This window comes from Burkholderia sp. L27(2015) (assembly GCF_009765705.1).
In the GTDB taxonomy this organism is placed as follows: domain Bacteria; phylum Pseudomonadota; class Gammaproteobacteria; order Burkholderiales; family Burkholderiaceae; genus LMUX01.
In genome coordinates this window covers 26,172-42,311 of the sequence record NZ_LMUX01000024.1, presented here as the reverse complement: position 1 = coordinate 42,311, position 16,140 = coordinate 26,172, and the positions used below count along the sequence as shown (strand labels likewise).

At 59.0% G+C, this 16,140-nt stretch carries 15 protein-coding genes and 1 pseudogene; 9 read left to right on the top strand and 7 right to left on the bottom strand.

What is annotated here, in order from left to right:
* Positions 1-40: 40 nt before the first annotated feature.
* Together GSQ77_RS26515 and GSQ77_RS26510 are read right to left on the bottom strand one after the other, a co-directional pair.
* Positions 41-325, bottom strand: coding sequence for a DUF4148 domain-containing protein (locus tag GSQ77_RS26515; RefSeq protein WP_158906687.1), 285 nt, complete (start codon positions 323-325; stop codon positions 41-43).
* 234 nt (positions 326-559) lie between these two features.
* On the bottom strand, positions 560-955 hold the full coding sequence (locus GSQ77_RS26510) for a BON domain-containing protein (RefSeq protein WP_158906685.1): 396 nt from the start codon (positions 953-955) through the stop codon (positions 560-562).
* A 275-nt stretch (positions 956-1,230) separates the two neighbouring features.
* On the opposite strand from GSQ77_RS26510, the gene GSQ77_RS26505 reads away from it, so the two are divergent.
* The 7 genes from GSQ77_RS26505 to GSQ77_RS29865 all read left to right on the top strand — a co-directional run bounded on the left by GSQ77_RS26505 (position 1,231) and on the right by GSQ77_RS29865 (position 7,661).
* Positions 1,231-2,175, top strand: coding sequence for a metallophosphoesterase (locus tag GSQ77_RS26505; protein ID WP_158906683.1), 945 nt, complete (start codon positions 1,231-1,233; stop codon positions 2,173-2,175).
* A gap of 36 nt (positions 2,176-2,211) precedes the next feature.
* Positions 2,212-2,562: a cupredoxin family copper-binding protein gene (locus GSQ77_RS26500; protein ID WP_158906681.1), complete on the top strand. Its 351-nt coding sequence runs from the start codon at positions 2,212-2,214 to the stop codon at positions 2,560-2,562.
* A gap of 118 nt (positions 2,563-2,680) precedes the next feature.
* A complete protein-coding gene (locus GSQ77_RS26495) occupies positions 2,681-3,436 on the top strand; it encodes a hypothetical protein (protein ID WP_158906679.1) in 756 nt (251 codons plus the stop codon).
* A gap of 116 nt (positions 3,437-3,552) precedes the next feature.
* Positions 3,553-3,795 carry a DUF4148 domain-containing protein gene (locus GSQ77_RS26490; protein WP_158906677.1) on the top strand — a complete coding sequence of 81 codons (243 nt, stop codon included), beginning with the start codon at positions 3,553-3,555 and terminating at the stop codon, positions 3,793-3,795.
* 423 nt (positions 3,796-4,218) lie between these two features.
* Positions 4,219-4,635, top strand: a complete 417-nt coding sequence (locus GSQ77_RS26485) for a YkgJ family cysteine cluster protein (protein ID WP_158906675.1) — start codon at positions 4,219-4,221, stop codon at positions 4,633-4,635.
* Entirely contained in the window at positions 4,632-5,831 is a 1,200-nt protein-coding gene (locus tag GSQ77_RS26480) for a class I SAM-dependent rRNA methyltransferase (RefSeq protein ID WP_158906673.1), read from the top strand. Before GSQ77_RS26485 ends, GSQ77_RS26480 begins: the two co-directional genes overlap by 4 nt.
* Before the next feature lie 204 nt (positions 5,832-6,035).
* The gene (locus GSQ77_RS29865; RefSeq protein WP_158906671.1) at positions 6,036-7,661 is read left to right on the top strand and encodes a methyl-accepting chemotaxis protein; all 1,626 of its coding nucleotides are present in this window, start codon (positions 6,036-6,038) and stop codon (positions 7,659-7,661) included.
* Here GSQ77_RS29865 and GSQ77_RS26470 read toward each other — a convergent pair.
* On the bottom strand, positions 7,633-8,586 hold the full coding sequence (locus tag GSQ77_RS26470; protein WP_158906669.1) for an AEC family transporter: 954 nt from the start codon (positions 8,584-8,586) through the stop codon (positions 7,633-7,635). The two genes, GSQ77_RS29865 and GSQ77_RS26470, sit on opposite strands and share 29 nt — an antisense overlap.
* Before the next feature lie 80 nt (positions 8,587-8,666).
* On the bottom strand, positions 8,667-10,373 hold the full coding sequence (locus GSQ77_RS26465) for an NAD-dependent malic enzyme (protein ID WP_158906667.1): 1,707 nt from the start codon (positions 10,371-10,373) through the stop codon (positions 8,667-8,669).
* Positions 10,374-10,739: 366 nt separating this feature from the next.
* Between GSQ77_RS26465 and GSQ77_RS29695 the strand changes: the two are divergent.
* A pseudogene (locus GSQ77_RS29695) lies at positions 10,740-10,958 on the top strand (biotin/lipoyl-containing protein); the annotation flags it as partial.
* Positions 10,959-11,168: 210 nt separating this feature from the next.
* A complete protein-coding gene (lpdA, locus tag GSQ77_RS26460) occupies positions 11,169-12,578 on the top strand; it encodes a dihydrolipoyl dehydrogenase (protein WP_254067853.1) in 1,410 nt (469 codons plus the stop codon).
* Between the two features lie 175 nt (positions 12,579-12,753).
* Here the strand turns inward: lpdA and cynS are convergent, their stop codons facing one another.
* The 3 genes from cynS to GSQ77_RS26445 all read right to left on the bottom strand — a co-directional run bounded on the left by cynS (position 12,754) and on the right by GSQ77_RS26445 (position 16,097).
* Complete coding sequence (cynS, locus tag GSQ77_RS26455) at positions 12,754-13,203, bottom strand: cyanase (protein WP_158906663.1); 450 nt, start codon at positions 13,201-13,203, stop codon at positions 12,754-12,756.
* A 248-nt stretch (positions 13,204-13,451) separates the two neighbouring features.
* The gene (pstS, locus tag GSQ77_RS26450) at positions 13,452-14,576 is read right to left on the bottom strand and encodes a phosphate ABC transporter substrate-binding protein PstS (protein ID WP_158906661.1); all 1,125 of its coding nucleotides are present in this window, start codon (positions 14,574-14,576) and stop codon (positions 13,452-13,454) included.
* Between the two features lie 27 nt (positions 14,577-14,603).
* Complete coding sequence (locus tag GSQ77_RS26445) at positions 14,604-16,097, bottom strand: MFS transporter (protein WP_216854958.1); 1,494 nt, start codon at positions 16,095-16,097, stop codon at positions 14,604-14,606.
* Positions 16,098-16,140: the final 43 nt, after the last annotated feature.

The following is a 16,140-nucleotide window of genomic DNA, read 5'->3' as shown; positions in this document are numbered from 1 at the left end:
GGGCGCCTTACGGCCAAGCTGAAGTCGCCCGCTGCAGTCCTTATTGCTGCTGTACTCGCGGCTGGCTTTCCGAGTAGGTCTGGCCGTGAGCTGCCGCGGCACGTGCAACTTCCTGGGCCTGAACCCGTGTTTCGGCGGCTTGCAGATTGCTCGGGTATTGCGTTTCATCAAGGTTCGAGCGGTAACCGGCAGCGACCAGTTCAGCCTGTTGGGCCTTGACTTCAGCACGCGTGGTCTGGGCTTGAGCAGGTGCAATCCCGGCCAACAATGCGGCGCCGGCGACTGCGGCAATAGCGACGGTAGATTTCAAAGAGATAAGTTTCATGATCGACTCCGATTGGGTGGATGCGTCGACCGCATCCTTGGCCTCGAATATAAGCGAGACCTCGAGTCGGAAAAACCGCGTTCTGCGTAAAGGTTTATTGCACTTTCGGATAATAGTCGAGTCGGGGCCGGCAATCCGTTCCGAGCGTAAGCAGCGCCCTTTTGCCAAGAGTTAGCCCCCGCCCGGGTAAAACCGCAGCGAGGAGCATCCCCTGTGCAGAGTCGACTATCAAGGCTAATGGTGCTCGTCCGACTGAATCAAGCGATTGTCCACGGATGTGACTCCGGCGACGCTCTTCGTCGCGTTGCCGGCGCGATCGACCTGATCAGTTTGCGGCACCGAGCCAACCAGAGTCACCGCACCGCCCTTGGCCAAGACTGTCACGCTTACCGGGTCGACCTTTGCTTTTATCAGCGCGGTACGCACTCTTTTTTCCAGGGCGTGATTGGCCTTTCTGTATTCCTTGCGGGTAATGGGCTGTGTCACATTGCCGGATGTCGTCGGCGCTGCGGTCGTGTCGCTGCCAGTCTGTGCAAACGTTACGACGGGTGCAGCGCTTGCTGTCAGCAAGATGGCGACGAGAATAGAGTGACGGATCAGACCGTTTTCTTTCTTCGTGATGTTCATCATTTTCTGGGACCTCCATTCAAAGTGTTTGGGCACTCGCCTCCGAGTCACACTACGATGCGCCCCGGCCTCAAGCAAGTAAAGAGTTGTTAATTGATGCGCTCGTGTGTTGTGTCGCTACCGGAAGTGCACACCGGCTCGGCGAGGATCAGATACTTGGTAGAAATGGCTGTCGCCGGGAATAAAACGAATCGCCCCGCAGTCTTTCGGTTGAACCCAGTCGAGAGGCCCGTCGGATACTCCGTCGGTCGACCTCCGAACTTAACCGTGAGGCCACTATGTCATCCGATCTCCCATCTAATCCGTCGCGGCGCGGCGCGTTGAAATGCCTTGCTTTCGGCGGCGCAGGCACTTTGTTTGTCTTGGCCGGCGGCATTCTCGCGCCGGTGGATTTAGCCCTCGCGGCCACGCAGAAGAATGCATTGGCTGTCTCGGACATTCCCTTGTTCCTGCAGATCAGCGACACGCATATTGGTTTCAAGCAGGAAGCCAATCCCGACGTGGCGGGCACACTCAAGCAGACGATAGACTATGTCAACGCCATGCCGATCAAGCCGGCGCTGACGATACACACTGGCGACATCACGCATCTTTCGAAGCCGGAGCAGTTCGACCAAGCGGCCCAATTGTTGTCGGGCCTGAATATCACCGAGTTGCATACGGTGCCCGGCGAGCATGATGTGACCGATGGCGCAGGCACGGAGTACTTCAGCCGTTTCGGCAAAGCCTCCAACAATAAAGGCTATTACAGCTTCGATCACAACGGTGTGCACTTTATTGCCTTGGTCAACGTGATGCATTTCAAGCCGAACGGTTTGGGAAGCTTCGGCGACGAACAGCTCGCTTGGTTGCAAGCCGATCTGAAGGGCCGCTCGTCCAGCACGCCGATCGTCGTCTTCGCGCACATGCCGATGTGGACGATCTATCAGCCGTGGGGCTGGGGCACCGGCGACGCCGATCAGGCAATGAGCTATCTGAATCGCTTCGGTTCGGTCACCGTCTTGAACGGCCATATCCATCAGATCGTGTCGAAGGTGGAAGGCAATGTCACGTTCCATACCGCGCGCTCGACAGCGTTTCCGCAACCGACAGCAGGCAATGGCCCCGGCCCTGTTCCATTGAAGGTGCCGAGCGATCAGCTCGCCAAAATGCTGGGCGTGACCAGCGTCAATATCATGCACGACCCGCTGGGCGCGACGATCGCCGACACCACGCTCGCCTGACTCGCCAGATACCACTCACAAACCGGAACCTAAATCATGCTAACGACTATCCTCCGCCGCGCCTTCGTCGCTTCCTTCGGGGCCGTGATGCTCGTGGCGGCATCCGCTGATTTCTCCTTCGCAGAAGCACAAGCGCAAGCGACCAATGCCGTCGTGATAAAGAATTTCATGTTTTCGCCGATGTCGCTCACGATCAAGGCCGGCTCGACCGTGACCTGGAAAAATCTCGATGATGAGCCGCATACGGTTGTCGATGACGCTGGCGTGTTCCACTCCGGCGCGCTCGATCGGAACGATACCTACTCGTTCAAGTTCGATAAGCCCGGTGTTTACAAGATCTTCTGCGGTATCCATCCGTATATGAAGGCGACGATCACCGTCGAATAGATACGCGGCTATAACAGCCGGCGTAGCTTGAAGTGGGCATGACATCCCAAACCCGGCTTCCCAAACCCAGTATCCCGAACCCGGAGTGCGGGAACCGGGCGCACCAGGAGAAACGCGTATGCCGCCAATTCTGCGTCGTTTGCAGCTCGGATCGGGCTTGGTCATGCTGCTCTACATCTTCCTGCACCTTATCAATCACGCCCTCGGCATCTGGTCGCTGGAGCTTGCCGAGCGCGGTCTCACGTTGGCGATGCAACTCTGGCACAGCATGCCCGGGACGATCCTGTTGTACGGTTCCGCCGCCCTACATTTCGCCCTGGCGATGCGAACGGTCTACGCGCGTCGCCGTTGGACACTGTCTCCGACAGAATGGGTACGTCTTTGGGCCGGATTCAGCCTGCCTCTCCTGCTGATCCGGCATGCGGTCATGACCCGCCTCGCTGCCTCCTTCTATGGTTTCGACCCGAGCTATGAACGTATCGTCGTCTCGCTGATCACCAGCGGCACGCAGGGTTTGCAATTGGGGCTACTGGCACCCGGCTGGATGCATGGGGGCATCGGACTGTGGCTGCGTCTGCAGCATCATACGACGGTGCGCCGCGCAAAACCTGTGCTGATCGCCCTGTTCGTCCTTCTACCGTTGCTGTCAGCGGCCGGCTTTATCCAGATGATTCGAGACGTCGCAATGGCCCATCCCGCGCTCCCGGCACTCGACCCAAAATTGCTCGCTCATCAAGTCGCGCTCAATGCATGGCGTCACAATCTGGACGTTATCTACCTGTCGTTGATCATTGGCGTTTTCCTCATCGGTCAGTTGCGCAACTGGCGTGAGCGTAGACGTATGACACACCTGCTAGAAGGGCCAACGACGTGATACGGGGAAATTTTCTTGTGCTGGGGCGTATCACTTTTTTATAAAAATCGGGAATAGAGTGCACCGAACCCGTGTCTTTCAGATGTGCATACTGCACAATTTCTAAGGAGTCCAAAATGAACAAGATCGCCATTTCAATTCTTCTGGTCACCCTCGCGTCGTCAAGCGCATTTGCACAAAGTAAAACGCGCGCAGAGGTCTATCAGGAACTCGTGGACGCGCAGAACAATGGCCTGAACTACATCACCGACACCTCATACCCGGACATCAACCCGGTCTATGCCAAGGTCGTCGAGCAGATGCAACAACAGCACCTGGCCCAGCAGAACGCGACCAAGGTAACGAGCAACGGCCGCTAGACAGGCGCCACGCCTAGTCATGGTAAGAAAGGCAGAAGTTTAGTGAAAAAAAACATCGACCGTAGTTCACGATCGATCAAGATTCACCGTCGGACGGTTTGACAACGATTGGACGCGAGCAGTATCTGAAATGCCGCCGCGCATTGCTTCATCGCGCTGCCGCGTCCAAGCCTTTTCGCCAGCTCGGATCGCGTCGTCCAGCTCGCCAAGCCCCCTCCTCGCCTGGGTAGTCCATCCGCCTCGCCGTATGCGGACTTTTAATGTCCCGCGCCACGAATTTTACAAATGCGATACATCGCAACCACTACCCTCTAGGCTCTTCGATTTGCCAGCCGCTTACCGTGCGTGCGCCGCAGAACCCGATACGCAGCATTTGACTTTCTAAACCCTAACAGCACCACCCGGCAACGCAGCTAGTGAACTATGACGCAATACAACATCGTTCAACGTCTCGACGTACAGGACGATAACCGTATCTTCGCGGATATGGCCGACGACGAAGCCAACCCGTGCTTGTCATGCGGCGCCTGTTGCCAACATTTTCGCGTATCGATGTACAACGGCGAAATGGCATGCTCACCGGGCGGCACCGTACCCGATGAATTAGTCAGCGTGGTCAATCCCTTCATTGTTTGCATGAAGGGAACGGAAGCCGGCCATGGGCGTTGTATCGCTTTGCACGGTGCAGTCGGCGAGCCTGGCGTACGTTGCGCGATATACGACCGACGCCCGACACCGTGCCGCGAATATCGCGTATGGCTAGACGACGGCACGCCCAATCCCGATTGTCAGCGGCTGCGACGGGCCATCGGACTTCCGCCGTTGGTGCCCGCGCAATGAATATTCTGACGTTAGCACCGGGCAAGGAGAAATCACTGCAACGCCGGCATCCTTGGCTGTACTCCAATGCGATCGATCGCGCCGAGGGCAGCCTGGCCTCCGGTGCAACGGTGTTGGTTCGTGCGCACAACGGCCGTTTCTTGGCTCGCGCATCGTTCAGCCCGATTTCCACGATCCGCGCGCGAGTCTGGACTTTCGACGCCGATGAAGCCGTCGACCATGCGTTTTTCAAGCGTCGTATCCAGCGTGCGGTCGCGCATCGCACGGCAATGGTGTCAGGCACCGGCGCGGTCAGGCTGATCTTCGGCGAGGCGGATGGGTTGCCGGGCCTGACCGTCGATCACTACCGGTCGGTTGAAGGCAGCCGCGAACAACTGGTTTGCCAGTTCACCGCAACGGGCGTCGAGATATGGAAGCCCGCCATCGTCAATGCGCTGATCGATGCGACCGGCTGCACGAACGTCTACGAACGCTCCGACGTATCGGTGCGCGACAAAGAAGGATTGCCACGAATCGCAGGTGTCCTGGCCGGCGATGAGCCGCCCGAATGGCTGTTGGTCGACGAAGGCGGTGTCCGTTATCAGATCGACGTGCGGCGGGGCCACAAGACCGGCTTCTACATCGATCAGCGCGACAATCGCGCTCTGATTGCACGTCATGCAACAGGACGCGAGGTGCTGAACTGCTTCTGCTACACCGGCGGATTCTCGCTGGCCGCATTGAAAGGGGGTGCCCGAAGCGTGGTGTCGATCGACTCATCGGGCGAGGCGCTCACGCACGCACAGGCGAACATCGTCGCGAACGGTTTCGATCCGGCGCTAGCGCGGTGGCTCGACGCGGACGCGTTCAAGGCCTTGCGCTCGCTGCACGACGATGGCGAGCGCTTCGATCTCGTGGTGCTCGATCCGCCGAAGTTTGCCTCGTCGCAGCACCATATCGAGGGCGCTGCGCGAGCCTATAAAGACATCAACCTGTCCGGGCTCAAGCTGTTGCGCCCGGGCGGCCTGCTGGCCACGTATTCATGCTCGGGCGCAGTCGACGCGTCGCTGTTTCAGAAGATAGTCGCTAGTGCGGCCGCCGACGCAGGCGTGGACGTGCGCATCCTTGGTCGGCTTGGCGCCGGCGTCGATCATCCGCTGCTCACAGGATTTCCCGAAGGCGAGTACCTCAAAGGGCTGTGGCTACAACGTATTTGAACGAAGCTTCAAAAAGCGTCTGCACCCAATTGAAACACCATCGTAAGCCCTCCTCGATCTTGAATAGCGTCTTTTGTCGACAATATATATTGTACAATTTTTGATGCTGTTATTTGCCCCCCATTCTTTCGATGTGCCTACAGCGTTTTCGGCACACGACGTCCGCTTTGTACTCAACGTCGCACTCAAATCTTTCTAGGTTTTATGACCATTTCGAAACGCTTGATCCTGACACTGACTGTCGCCTTAATAGCATTGATTTCCTTAGGAAGTTTCGGGGTTTGGGAATTGAAACAAGCGCAGCAGCGATTCGAGAATGTCCAGACGGACATCATGCCCAGTATCAAAGAACTCACGGATGCGCAAAACGATGTGGCCGATCTCCGCAGACTCAACTATCGATACCTGATCCTGACCGACGCCGCCGCAAAGGCAGGTGTGGAGACAGCGATGGCTGGCTTGGACCAGAGTTTGGACAAGCACATCGCCACTTACGAGCGCGATGACATTTCAGATGACACAGATAGAGAATTATTGGAGGCCGACAAGACTCATATCACCGCCTTCCGCTCAGCGAGACTCGGCCTTATCGAAAAAGCGCGGGCCGGTGACATCGACGGTGCGAAATCGATTCTTCTGGACGGAGGCGCTGTCGACACTGCGTCCAAGGCGCTTGTTACCGGCTTCGATAAGCATGCTGACTACAACAGCAAACTTGGCAGTGAAATACGGCTAGCCAACAACACGGCTTACACGCGGGCCTTCTGGTTGCTTGTCAGCAGTATCGCGCTTGTTTTGCTCGTCACTGGCACATCGGGCATTCGTCTTTACCGCTTGATCAATAGCGGTCTGGGTAACCTCCAGGGGACGCTGCAAGATGTGAGCGTATCCCTTGACCTCACGCGTAGCGCCAAAGTCGCGCGTATGGACGAGATTGGCCGCACTGCCATTGCATTCAACGCGCTGCTGACTCGAGTGATAGAGGTCGTGAGCGAGGTGCGTCAGTCGGCAGCCTCCGTCAGTATTGCCTCAAGGCAAATCGCCACGGGCAATGTCGATCTTTCCGCACGCACCGAAGAACAGGCGGCATCGCTGGAACAAACTGCGGCAAGCATGGAAGAACTCACAACGACCGTAAATCAAAATACCGATAACGCGCGTCAAGCCAGCACGCTGGCAATAAGCGCATCGGAAATTTCTGACCGGGGTAGCCACGTTGTCGGGCGTATGGTCGCGACGATGGAAGCCATCACCGCGAGCTCTAGCAAAATCGGCGAGATCACCGCACTTATCGAAGGTATCGCGTTTCAGACCAATATTCTCGCGTTGAATGCGGCTGTGGAAGCCGCACGAGCAGGAGAACAGGGACGCGGTTTCGCGGTCGTCGCGGCCGAGGTACGTTCGCTCGCACAGCGTTCGTCCGCTGCCGCGAAGGAAATCAAAGGGCTTATCGCAACTTCGATCGAGACCATCCAGGAAGGTTCCAGTCAAGCTGCAGCGGTTGGCAAGACCACCGACGAGGCACGACTGGCGGTGCGTCGGGTTGTCGATATTATTGGAGAAATCGCAGTTGCGTCTGCGGAACAGGGGCATGGGATTGAGCAGGTCAATCGGGCGGTTGGCCAGATGGATGAAGTGACGCAGCAAAATGCGGCACTCGTCGAAGAGGCTGCCGCAGCGGCTCAATCGTTGGAAGAGCAAGCCAGTAAAATGAATCAGCTGGTTTCGGTGTTTACGGTATCAGGCATCACCGACAAAGCGCCTTCGGCGATGCCGACCGCGGCTCATGCGTCGGATCCCGTCAATGTCCGACGGAGAGCAGCGCGATGAGCAAAGCCTCCGTTACGATGCCGAGGATCGTACTGATCAAGATCGTCGAAGTCGCATCCGCAGTGTAAGTATTGTTCTTGAGCGCGAACATCGAGGCTGCGGTCGCCGTCGGCACCGCGCCGGTGATAACCACTTGATGAGCGGCCGCGCCCGTTACGCCGAATATGAATACGCCCAGAAACATCAGGCCAGGCTGCACGAAATTCTTTAGCCCTATGTTCGTCAGCACATCCGCATTGATCCGGAAACGCTCGCCGTAGAGCATCAGGCCAAGCGCGAAGAGCGACGTTCCGCCCGCCGCCTTCGCAACCAATTCGACCGACTCGTGAACCGGGCCCGGGAGCTTGACATGCGCAAAGCTCAGCACCGCTCCCGAGATCGGCAGCCACACAATCGGATTGGTGACAGCCCCCATCAGACTGTGGGCCAAGATCTGCCCCATTTCACGCCAGCTATGCCCGGCTTCGGTCTTGTCAGAAATGCGCGTCAGGATGATGGTCAGCGGCAGCATGAAGATACTGGTGACGAGATTGCCAACCAACACGGCGAGAAACCCCTCCGGCCCAAAGACTGCCGCAAGAATTGGCGCACCGAAATAAGCCATGTCCGGAAACGAACAAACAAGCGCCTGCATCGTGCTGGTTCGAAGATCATGCTTGAAGACAAAGCGGCCGACCATGAGCGCAATCAGGTACGTGCCCATCAACCCGAGTATGAGGCACAAGACGAAAGGCACATTCTCGAGCTTATCCGGAGTCGTCGAGGCCGCCCCTTCGAACAGCGCGAGCGGAAGCGCAAACCGAATCACAAGGGTTGCCAACACCCCAGCGTCTTCATGTTTCAACAAGCCCAGTCGGGCTGAAAGCCAGCCGAGCACAATGGCGAAGGCGACAGGCAGCAACCCGTTGAGTATCGTCGTTATCATTTGGCTTTCTCGTCGTTGGCGCTGGGTTGCGAGTTCGAATGCGAGTTCGGATGCAAATTTGAATGCCCAGGCAGCGCTGCCTAGATACGAGCATAGCTCTGGTATTGCGGCGTCCAGACCTTGGCGCGAATCAAACCCTCGATCTCGTCGGTCTCGATGCCTTTGGTCAGACCGTCCTTGTGGGCCTGCAACGCCACCGCGAGCGCGACCTCGATCGCAACGTCCCGCAGCGAGGTGACAGGCGGCAGCAGATTGGCGGCAGGATTGATCCGAGCCGGCGACACGTTGGCCAGCGCCTTGGCCGCGGCGAGGAACATTGCGTCATTGACGCGCCGGGCCCGCACCGCGATTACCCCGAGACCGACGCCTGGGAAGATGTAGGAATTGTTGGTCTGGTCGACTTTGAACTTGCTGCCGTTACGCATCAACGGCGGGAACGGCGTACCCGTGCCGATCACCGCTCGTCCCTCACTCCAGGCTTCGAGATCCTGGGGCGTCGCCTCGGCCCGCGAAGTCGGGTTCGACAAGGGGAAGATAACCGGCCGCTTATTGCATTCGGCCATAGCGCGCACGACGGTCTCGGAGAAGGCACCGAGCTGCCCCGAGACGCCAATCAACACTGTGGGCTTCGCGTTGCGCACCACGTCGAGCAGCGCGATCTTGTCAGGATGATCGGTTTCCCAATCCGCGGTAGAAGACTTGTCTTGCAAGAACGGTTGCTGGAACGATGCGATATCGGCCATCCCGTCAACCAGCAGGCCATCGCGGTCCACCATCCAGAAGCGCTTCGCCGCCTCGCTCTCCGCCAAGCCTGCCTCGACCATCGCCTTGAGGATCAGGCTGGCGATGCCGCAGCCGGCGGAGCCTGCGCCAAGCACGGCGATACGCTGCTGCGTCAACGGCACGCCGGTGACATTGATCGCGCACAGCAATGTGCCGGTTGCAACCGCTGCCGTGCCCTGAACATCGTCGTTGAAGGTGCAAAGCCGGTCACGGTAACGCTCCAGCATCCGGGTCGCGTTATTCTTGGCGAAGTCCTCCCACTGCAAGAGCACATGCGGCCAGCGCTTGGCGATCGCCTCCACGACGGCCTCGACGAAGTCGTCGTATTCTTTGCCGCGCACGCGCTCGTGGCGCCAGCCGATATAGAGCGGGTCTGCCAGGCATCCTTGATTGTCGGTGCCGACATCGAGATGGATCGGCAGCGTCGTTGCGGGATTGAGGCCGCCGCAACCGGTGTAAAGCGCTAGCTTGCCGATGGGAATCCCCATGCCGCCGGCACCCTGGTCGCCCAAACCGAGGATGCGCTCGCCGTCGGTCATGACGATCGCCTCGACGTTGTCGAAGCGTGGATTGGCGAGAATCTGCTTGAGACGCTTTTTATGCGTGAGGGTAAGGAACAACCCGCGCGGCTTGCGAAAGAGCCGGCTGAATTGCTCGCATCCGGCGCCGACCGTCGGCGTATAGACGATGGGTAGAAATTCCTCGATGTTCTGCACCAGCAACGCGAAGAACAGTGTCTCGTTGGTGTCTTGCAGATCTCTTAGAAACGCATAGCGATCGAGATCGGTCTCAAAGCCGCGCAACACCTGCAGCCGGCGCGAAGCCTGCTCGTCGAGCGTTCCGATATTCGGTGGTAGCAGACCGTGCAGCTCGAAAACATCACGCTCTGTTTCCGTAAAAGCCGTCCCCTTGTTCAGTAGCGGATCGGCCAGCAGTTGATATCCGGAAAGCGGCGTGGATAGGATTGCGGCTTCGGCAGCGGTGCTTTTCTTGGCTTTCGTCATGGCTGTACTCCGAAAGGTAGAACGGACGGCTTCGTTGCGTATGCTTGTGCCGGTGCGCAGCAGCAGACCCGCGAAGCCAAGCTCAGATCTTAGCGCGATAGAGTCCACCGAGATGCTCACAGCGGTTTTTTAGCGTTTCTTTAGCAGACACGCTCAAAATCAGCCGTATTTCACAAAGTAAGCGCCCCAATTGAATAGACTCGCTGAGTCTAATCATAGTGGGCGATTGCCAATCTCGCATCGTGCGATGTTGAATCCACGCCCCGCTGCATCCGAGCGCACGTCATGCATTTGCGAGTATTCTGTCAACGATGATCGTCACCCCAACTTTCAACCGCGCAGTCCGCGCCCGTCAGGAAAACAACAATGGCTACGATAGAAATCAAAGTTCCCCAGCTTTCGGAGTCCGTTTCAGAGGGTACTTTGCTGCAATGGAAAAAGAAAGTCGGCGACTCGGTTACGCGAGATGAAATCCTGGTGGAAATCGAAACCGACAAGGTCGTGCTCGAAGTGCCGGCGCCTTCTTCTGGAACATTGGCAACGCTGGTGCGTAACGACGGCGACACCGTCCTCGCGGAAGAGGTCATTGGGACCATCGACAGCTCGGGCAAGGCCGTCGCCGCTGCGCCAGCCGTGCCGGCTGCTGCGCCGAAAGCCGCGGCCCCTGCTGCTGCACCGGCACCCGCGGCGGCCGCCCCTGCCGCTACCGCCGCTGGCGCACCAGCCGCTGCACCCGCTGCCAGTCCTTCGACGAACCCAGCGCAGCAGTCGGGTACGCCCGCCGATTTCGACGTCATCGTGATCGGTTCGGGCCCGGGCGGCTACATTGCCGCCATCCGCGCGGCCCAGCTTGGGAGGTCGGTGGCCTGTATCGAGGAGTGGAAAAACCCTGCCGGCAAACTCAAGCTCGGTGGCACCTGCCTGAACGTAGGGTGCATCCCGTCCAAAGCGCTGCTGGCGTCGTCCGAAGAATATGAAAACGCCTTGCACCATCTCAGCGATCATGGGGTGGACGTCGAAAATGTGACGCTCAACGTGACCAAGATGGTAGGCCGCAAGGAAGCCATCGTCGAAAAGATAACCGGCGGCGTCGAGTTCCTGTTCCGCAAGAACAAGATCACATGGCTCAAAGGTCATGGCAAATTTGTCGGCAAAGCCGAAGGCAATATCCGCATCGAAGTGAGCGGTGAAGGCGACACGAAAACCTATACGGCGAAGGACGCGATCATCGCCACGGGATCCAAGGCTCGCCATCTCCCAGGCGTGCCGGTAGACAACAAGATCGTGTCCGACAATGAAGGCGCGCTCGCATTCGACTCGGCGCCGAAGAAACTCGCGGTGATCGGTGCCGGGGTGATCGGCCTGGAACTGGGTTCGGTCTGGCGTCGCCTTGGAGCGGAGGTCACCTTGCTGGAAGCGTTGCCCGCTTTCCTCGGCGCCACCGACGATACGATCGCGAAGGAAGCCGCGAAGCAGTTCAAAAAGCAAGGCTTGATTATCCACTTGGGCGTGAAGATCGGGGCAGTCAAGACCACCAAAAACAGCGTATCGATTGCCTACACCGATAAAGACGGTGCTGCCCAAACCCTTGAGGCCGACCGATTGATCGTATCGATCGGCCGTGTGCCCAACACGGACAATCTCGCCTTGGAGGCGATAGGCCTGAAGGTGGACGAGCGCGGGTTCATTCCCGTGGACGAGCACTGCGCGACCAGCGTTCCCAACGTCTATGCCATCGGCGACGTAGTGCGCGGTCCGATGCTCGCCCATAAAGCGGAAGACGAAGGCGTGATGGTTGCAGAGATCATCGATGGTCAGAAGCCGCATATCGACTACAACTGCATTCCGTGGGTGATCTACACGGAGCCGGAAATCGCTTGGGTCGGCAAAAACGAGCAGCAATTGAAGGCTGAAGGCCGGGCGATAAAAACCGGTCAGTTTCCCATGCTGGCCAACGGCCGCGCGATGGGGATCGGCAAAACGGAGGGGTTCGTCAAGATGATTGCCGATGCCGAGACCGACGAGTTGCTGGGCATCCATATCATTTCCGCAAACGCATCAGACCTCATTGCCGAAGCGGTGGTTGCACTGGAGTTCAAGGCTTCGTCGGAAGACATCGGCATGATCAGCCACCCGCATCCGTCGCTGTCGGAAGTGATGCGCGAGGCAGCGCTCGCGGTGCAGAAGCGGGCGTTGAATATTTAGTTTCCAGGTGCCGTGCCCTCGCACGGTGGTATCCGCGTATGGGGATACCACCGCGTTGGGGCACGGCTGAAGCCAGCTTGATCTGCAAGGCCGAAGCGTGGTCTGCGCCGGGCTCAAGCCGCGCCGCAGCCACGCCAACTCGGCCCGGCGCCGTGCGGAGTCAGGCGCGGTGCCCTCAATACGTTTTGTAGCCCAGGAATTTACCCGATAGCACCACATTGACGCGGTCCCCCTTAGGATCCGACTCACGCTGGATATCCATCGAGAAATCGATCGCGCTCATGATCCCATCGCCGAACTCTTCGCTGATCAGTTCCTTGATGGTTGTGCCATACACATTGACGATCTCATACCAACGATAGATCAAGGGATCGGTCGGCACGGCATTTTCCAGCGAGCCTTTATACGGCACAATCTGCAGCCACGCGACCGCTTCGTCGGGCAACGCGAAAAGCCGCCCCACCACCTCAGCCTGGCCTTTGTTGAAAGTCATTTGTCCCAGGCAGGCAGCGGTGGTCCATTCCTTGCTCTGGCCAACCGCCTTGGCGACTTCAGCCCATTTGATGCCCTTGGCCACCTTCGCGGCGACGATCATCTGCGTTACTTCATTGCGGCTTGAAATCATGGATTCTCCCGGAAAGGTCCAGTGTATAAGGGATTAGTAAGCGGTCTTCAGCGGCGCGGTTCAGGCCTTCACCGGCCCAAGCGCCGGATTCGGTGTCCGCGTTCCCAACTGCTGCGTTGACACAAATTTTGCCACTCCAAAAAAGGCAGCGGCTATTTGCGCTCTGATGCAGTACAACGTCACGTTGAATTCGCTGGAACCTATCTCGCGGCAATTGGGGCTTGCCGCGGCCGACCGAAACGCGGCCCTTACTTGATCGACTGGATCTGGGTTTGACTCAGTTCCCACGTATGCGGCGGCAGCGGGATGAAATGCACCGCGTCGAGATAGCGTGCCTTGGTCTCGGACGGCACGATCGCCCATGACAGGAACTGCCGCAAGGCCGCTGCCACAGCGGGGCTCGGTTGACGAGTCGAGACGACCGCATACTCGTAGTTGACCAGCGGATAAGCGCCGCTCGCCGGAGCGTAGACCAGGCTCAGGCGCTCGTCGGGAGGCGTACGTGGGCCGAGCGCGGCAGCACCCGTGGTAATCGTCTCCTTGGTCGGGAGCACGAATTCCCCCGCACCATTCTTGAGCGCCGCAGTGCCGAGCTTGGCGTCGGCTATCCCGGCGCTGAAGCTCACTCCCACGTAGCCGATCGAATCGGGCGTCGCGGCTATCGTCTGTACCATCCCCGCATTGCCGGTGGCTGCCAGACTGCCCGCTACCGTTGGCCATGCGATCGTGGTGCCATAGCCCTTGTCGTCCTCCCACGAAGGCGTCGAAAAGCTCAAGAACTGCGTGAAGATGAACGTATCGCCGGCGCCTTCCGCGCGGTGGATCGCAACGATGGGCCGATGCGGCAGCGCCACGCCCGGATTGAGCGCGGCAATGGCCGGCGCGTCCCACTCGCGGATCGTGCCGGTGTAGATGCCCGCGAGCGTCGGGCCGTCGAGCTTCAGGTTGACGGCGTTCAGGCCCGCTACGTTGTAGTTGACCGTTTGCGCCGAGATCGCCAGCGGCACGTCGATGAGCTGCGGGTTCTGTTTCACCTGGGCATCCGACAGATACGCGTCGGAAACCCCGATCTGTGCCTTGCTGGCAATCACTTGTGTGACGCCGGCTTCCGAGCCGGTCGCGGCGGCCGTGATCTGCACGCCCGGGTGGGTCGTCTTATAGGCCGCGATCCAGGTGCCGAACAAGGGATACACCAACGTCGAGCCCGTTTCGCTCAACGCGATGTCCTCGGCTTGAACATTGGGTGCGTACAGGATCGCCAGCATCGGCAGCGCCGCGGTAACGAAGGCCAAGGCGAAGGCGGAGACGGCGGCAGCGGCGGTAGTGCGGCGACGGATCGAACCGCAGGCTTGCGGTTTGCTCGGGTGACTCATGAGTATCTCCTGGGCTTCGCTCATCACTCAACGCCCGATGGCGTCGAGGCTCACGCCGTTCGTTTCGATTCGATACAACCAGGTGACCACCGCGCCGATCAATGAAGTCGCCACCAGGATGTATAACAGCGGCGCGGTGCCAATACCCACCAACAGGATGGGGAACAGGAATGCAGTGGCAACCGCACCGATCTTGCCGAACGCGGCCGCGAAACCGGCGCCAGTGCCACGAATCGCAGTCGGGAACACCTCCCCCGCCAGCAGATAAGTCTGCGCGTTGGGGCCGATGTTGGTCATGAAGTTGAACAGCATGAAGCCGACGAAGATCACAGTGGTTTTCGAGCCGCCGCTGAAATCGTCCGCGAACGAGGCGATCAGCAAGCCGGCGGCGCAACCGATAAAGCCGAGTATTTGCAACCAGATGCGCCCGACCTTATCGGCCAGAAGCACGGCGAAGATGATGCCGACGATGAGCAGCAGCGTGATCAAAGCCGCACCCTTGGCGGCAAGAATGTCATTGAGGATCAAGTCGCTAACGCTGCGCACGTGGTCGGGCTTGTTGCCGATCGCCGCAGCCAGGATGGTCGGCGTGAAAATACCAATGCCGTAGGTGCCCAGATCCTGCAGGAACCATGGCACCGAGGCGAAGATCGTCGCACGCAGGTTGCGCTTGTCGAACAGGGCAATAAAACTACCCAGGCCGCCCTGCTGATGGCCAGCCTTTTCCAGCACGGTTTCGCGCGATAGTGTGATCTCGCTCGGATATTGCGGCACCCGAACCAGCAACCGTTTTGTCACCTGCTCGGCTTTTTCGACCGCGCCGCGCACATGCAACCAGCTTGCGCTTTCGGTGATGAAAAAACGCCCGATGGTCACGGCCAGCGCCGGCACGATGGCCGTGCCGTACATCCAACGCCAGGCGTCCAGATTGGGCGTTGCGGTCAGCACTAGATAGCCCACTGCCGTGCCACCTAGCGCGCCCAGCGCCTGAAAGCCAAACGCGGCCAGCACCAGCTTGCCGCGGCTGGTGCTCGGAATGCTTTCCGAAATGATCATATGGGCCGTCGGGTAATCGCAACCCAGCGCCAGGCCGATGCCGAACAGGCAGATGACCAAGGAAGTGAAGTTGGTACACAGCACGAGCAGCACCAGGAACGCGCAGAAGATGATCATCTCGGCGATGAACATCAGCTTGCGCCCGAACCGATCGGACATCCCGCCCAGGCATACCGCGCCGACCAAGATGCCCATCAGGCTCGCCGCGCTGATGAAACCGTTTTGCGCGGGGCCTATGCCGAATTGGCGCGAAATCAACGGCAGCGCGACCCCAGTCATGAAGACGACGAAGCCCTCGAAGAATTTACCCGCTGCAGCGAGCGCCCAGATACGCCATTGCATGCCCGTCATCGGCACCGAAAGCACATGCGTGCCATCGGGCCACATCGGGCGTTCGTCAATATAATCCTGCACCGATCTCGCTTGGGTCGGACGCAACAGGGTGGGCTCGGTGACATCGTGCATGGGTCGGGTCCTTGAACGGCGCGGCGGTGATCGAGGCGAACAG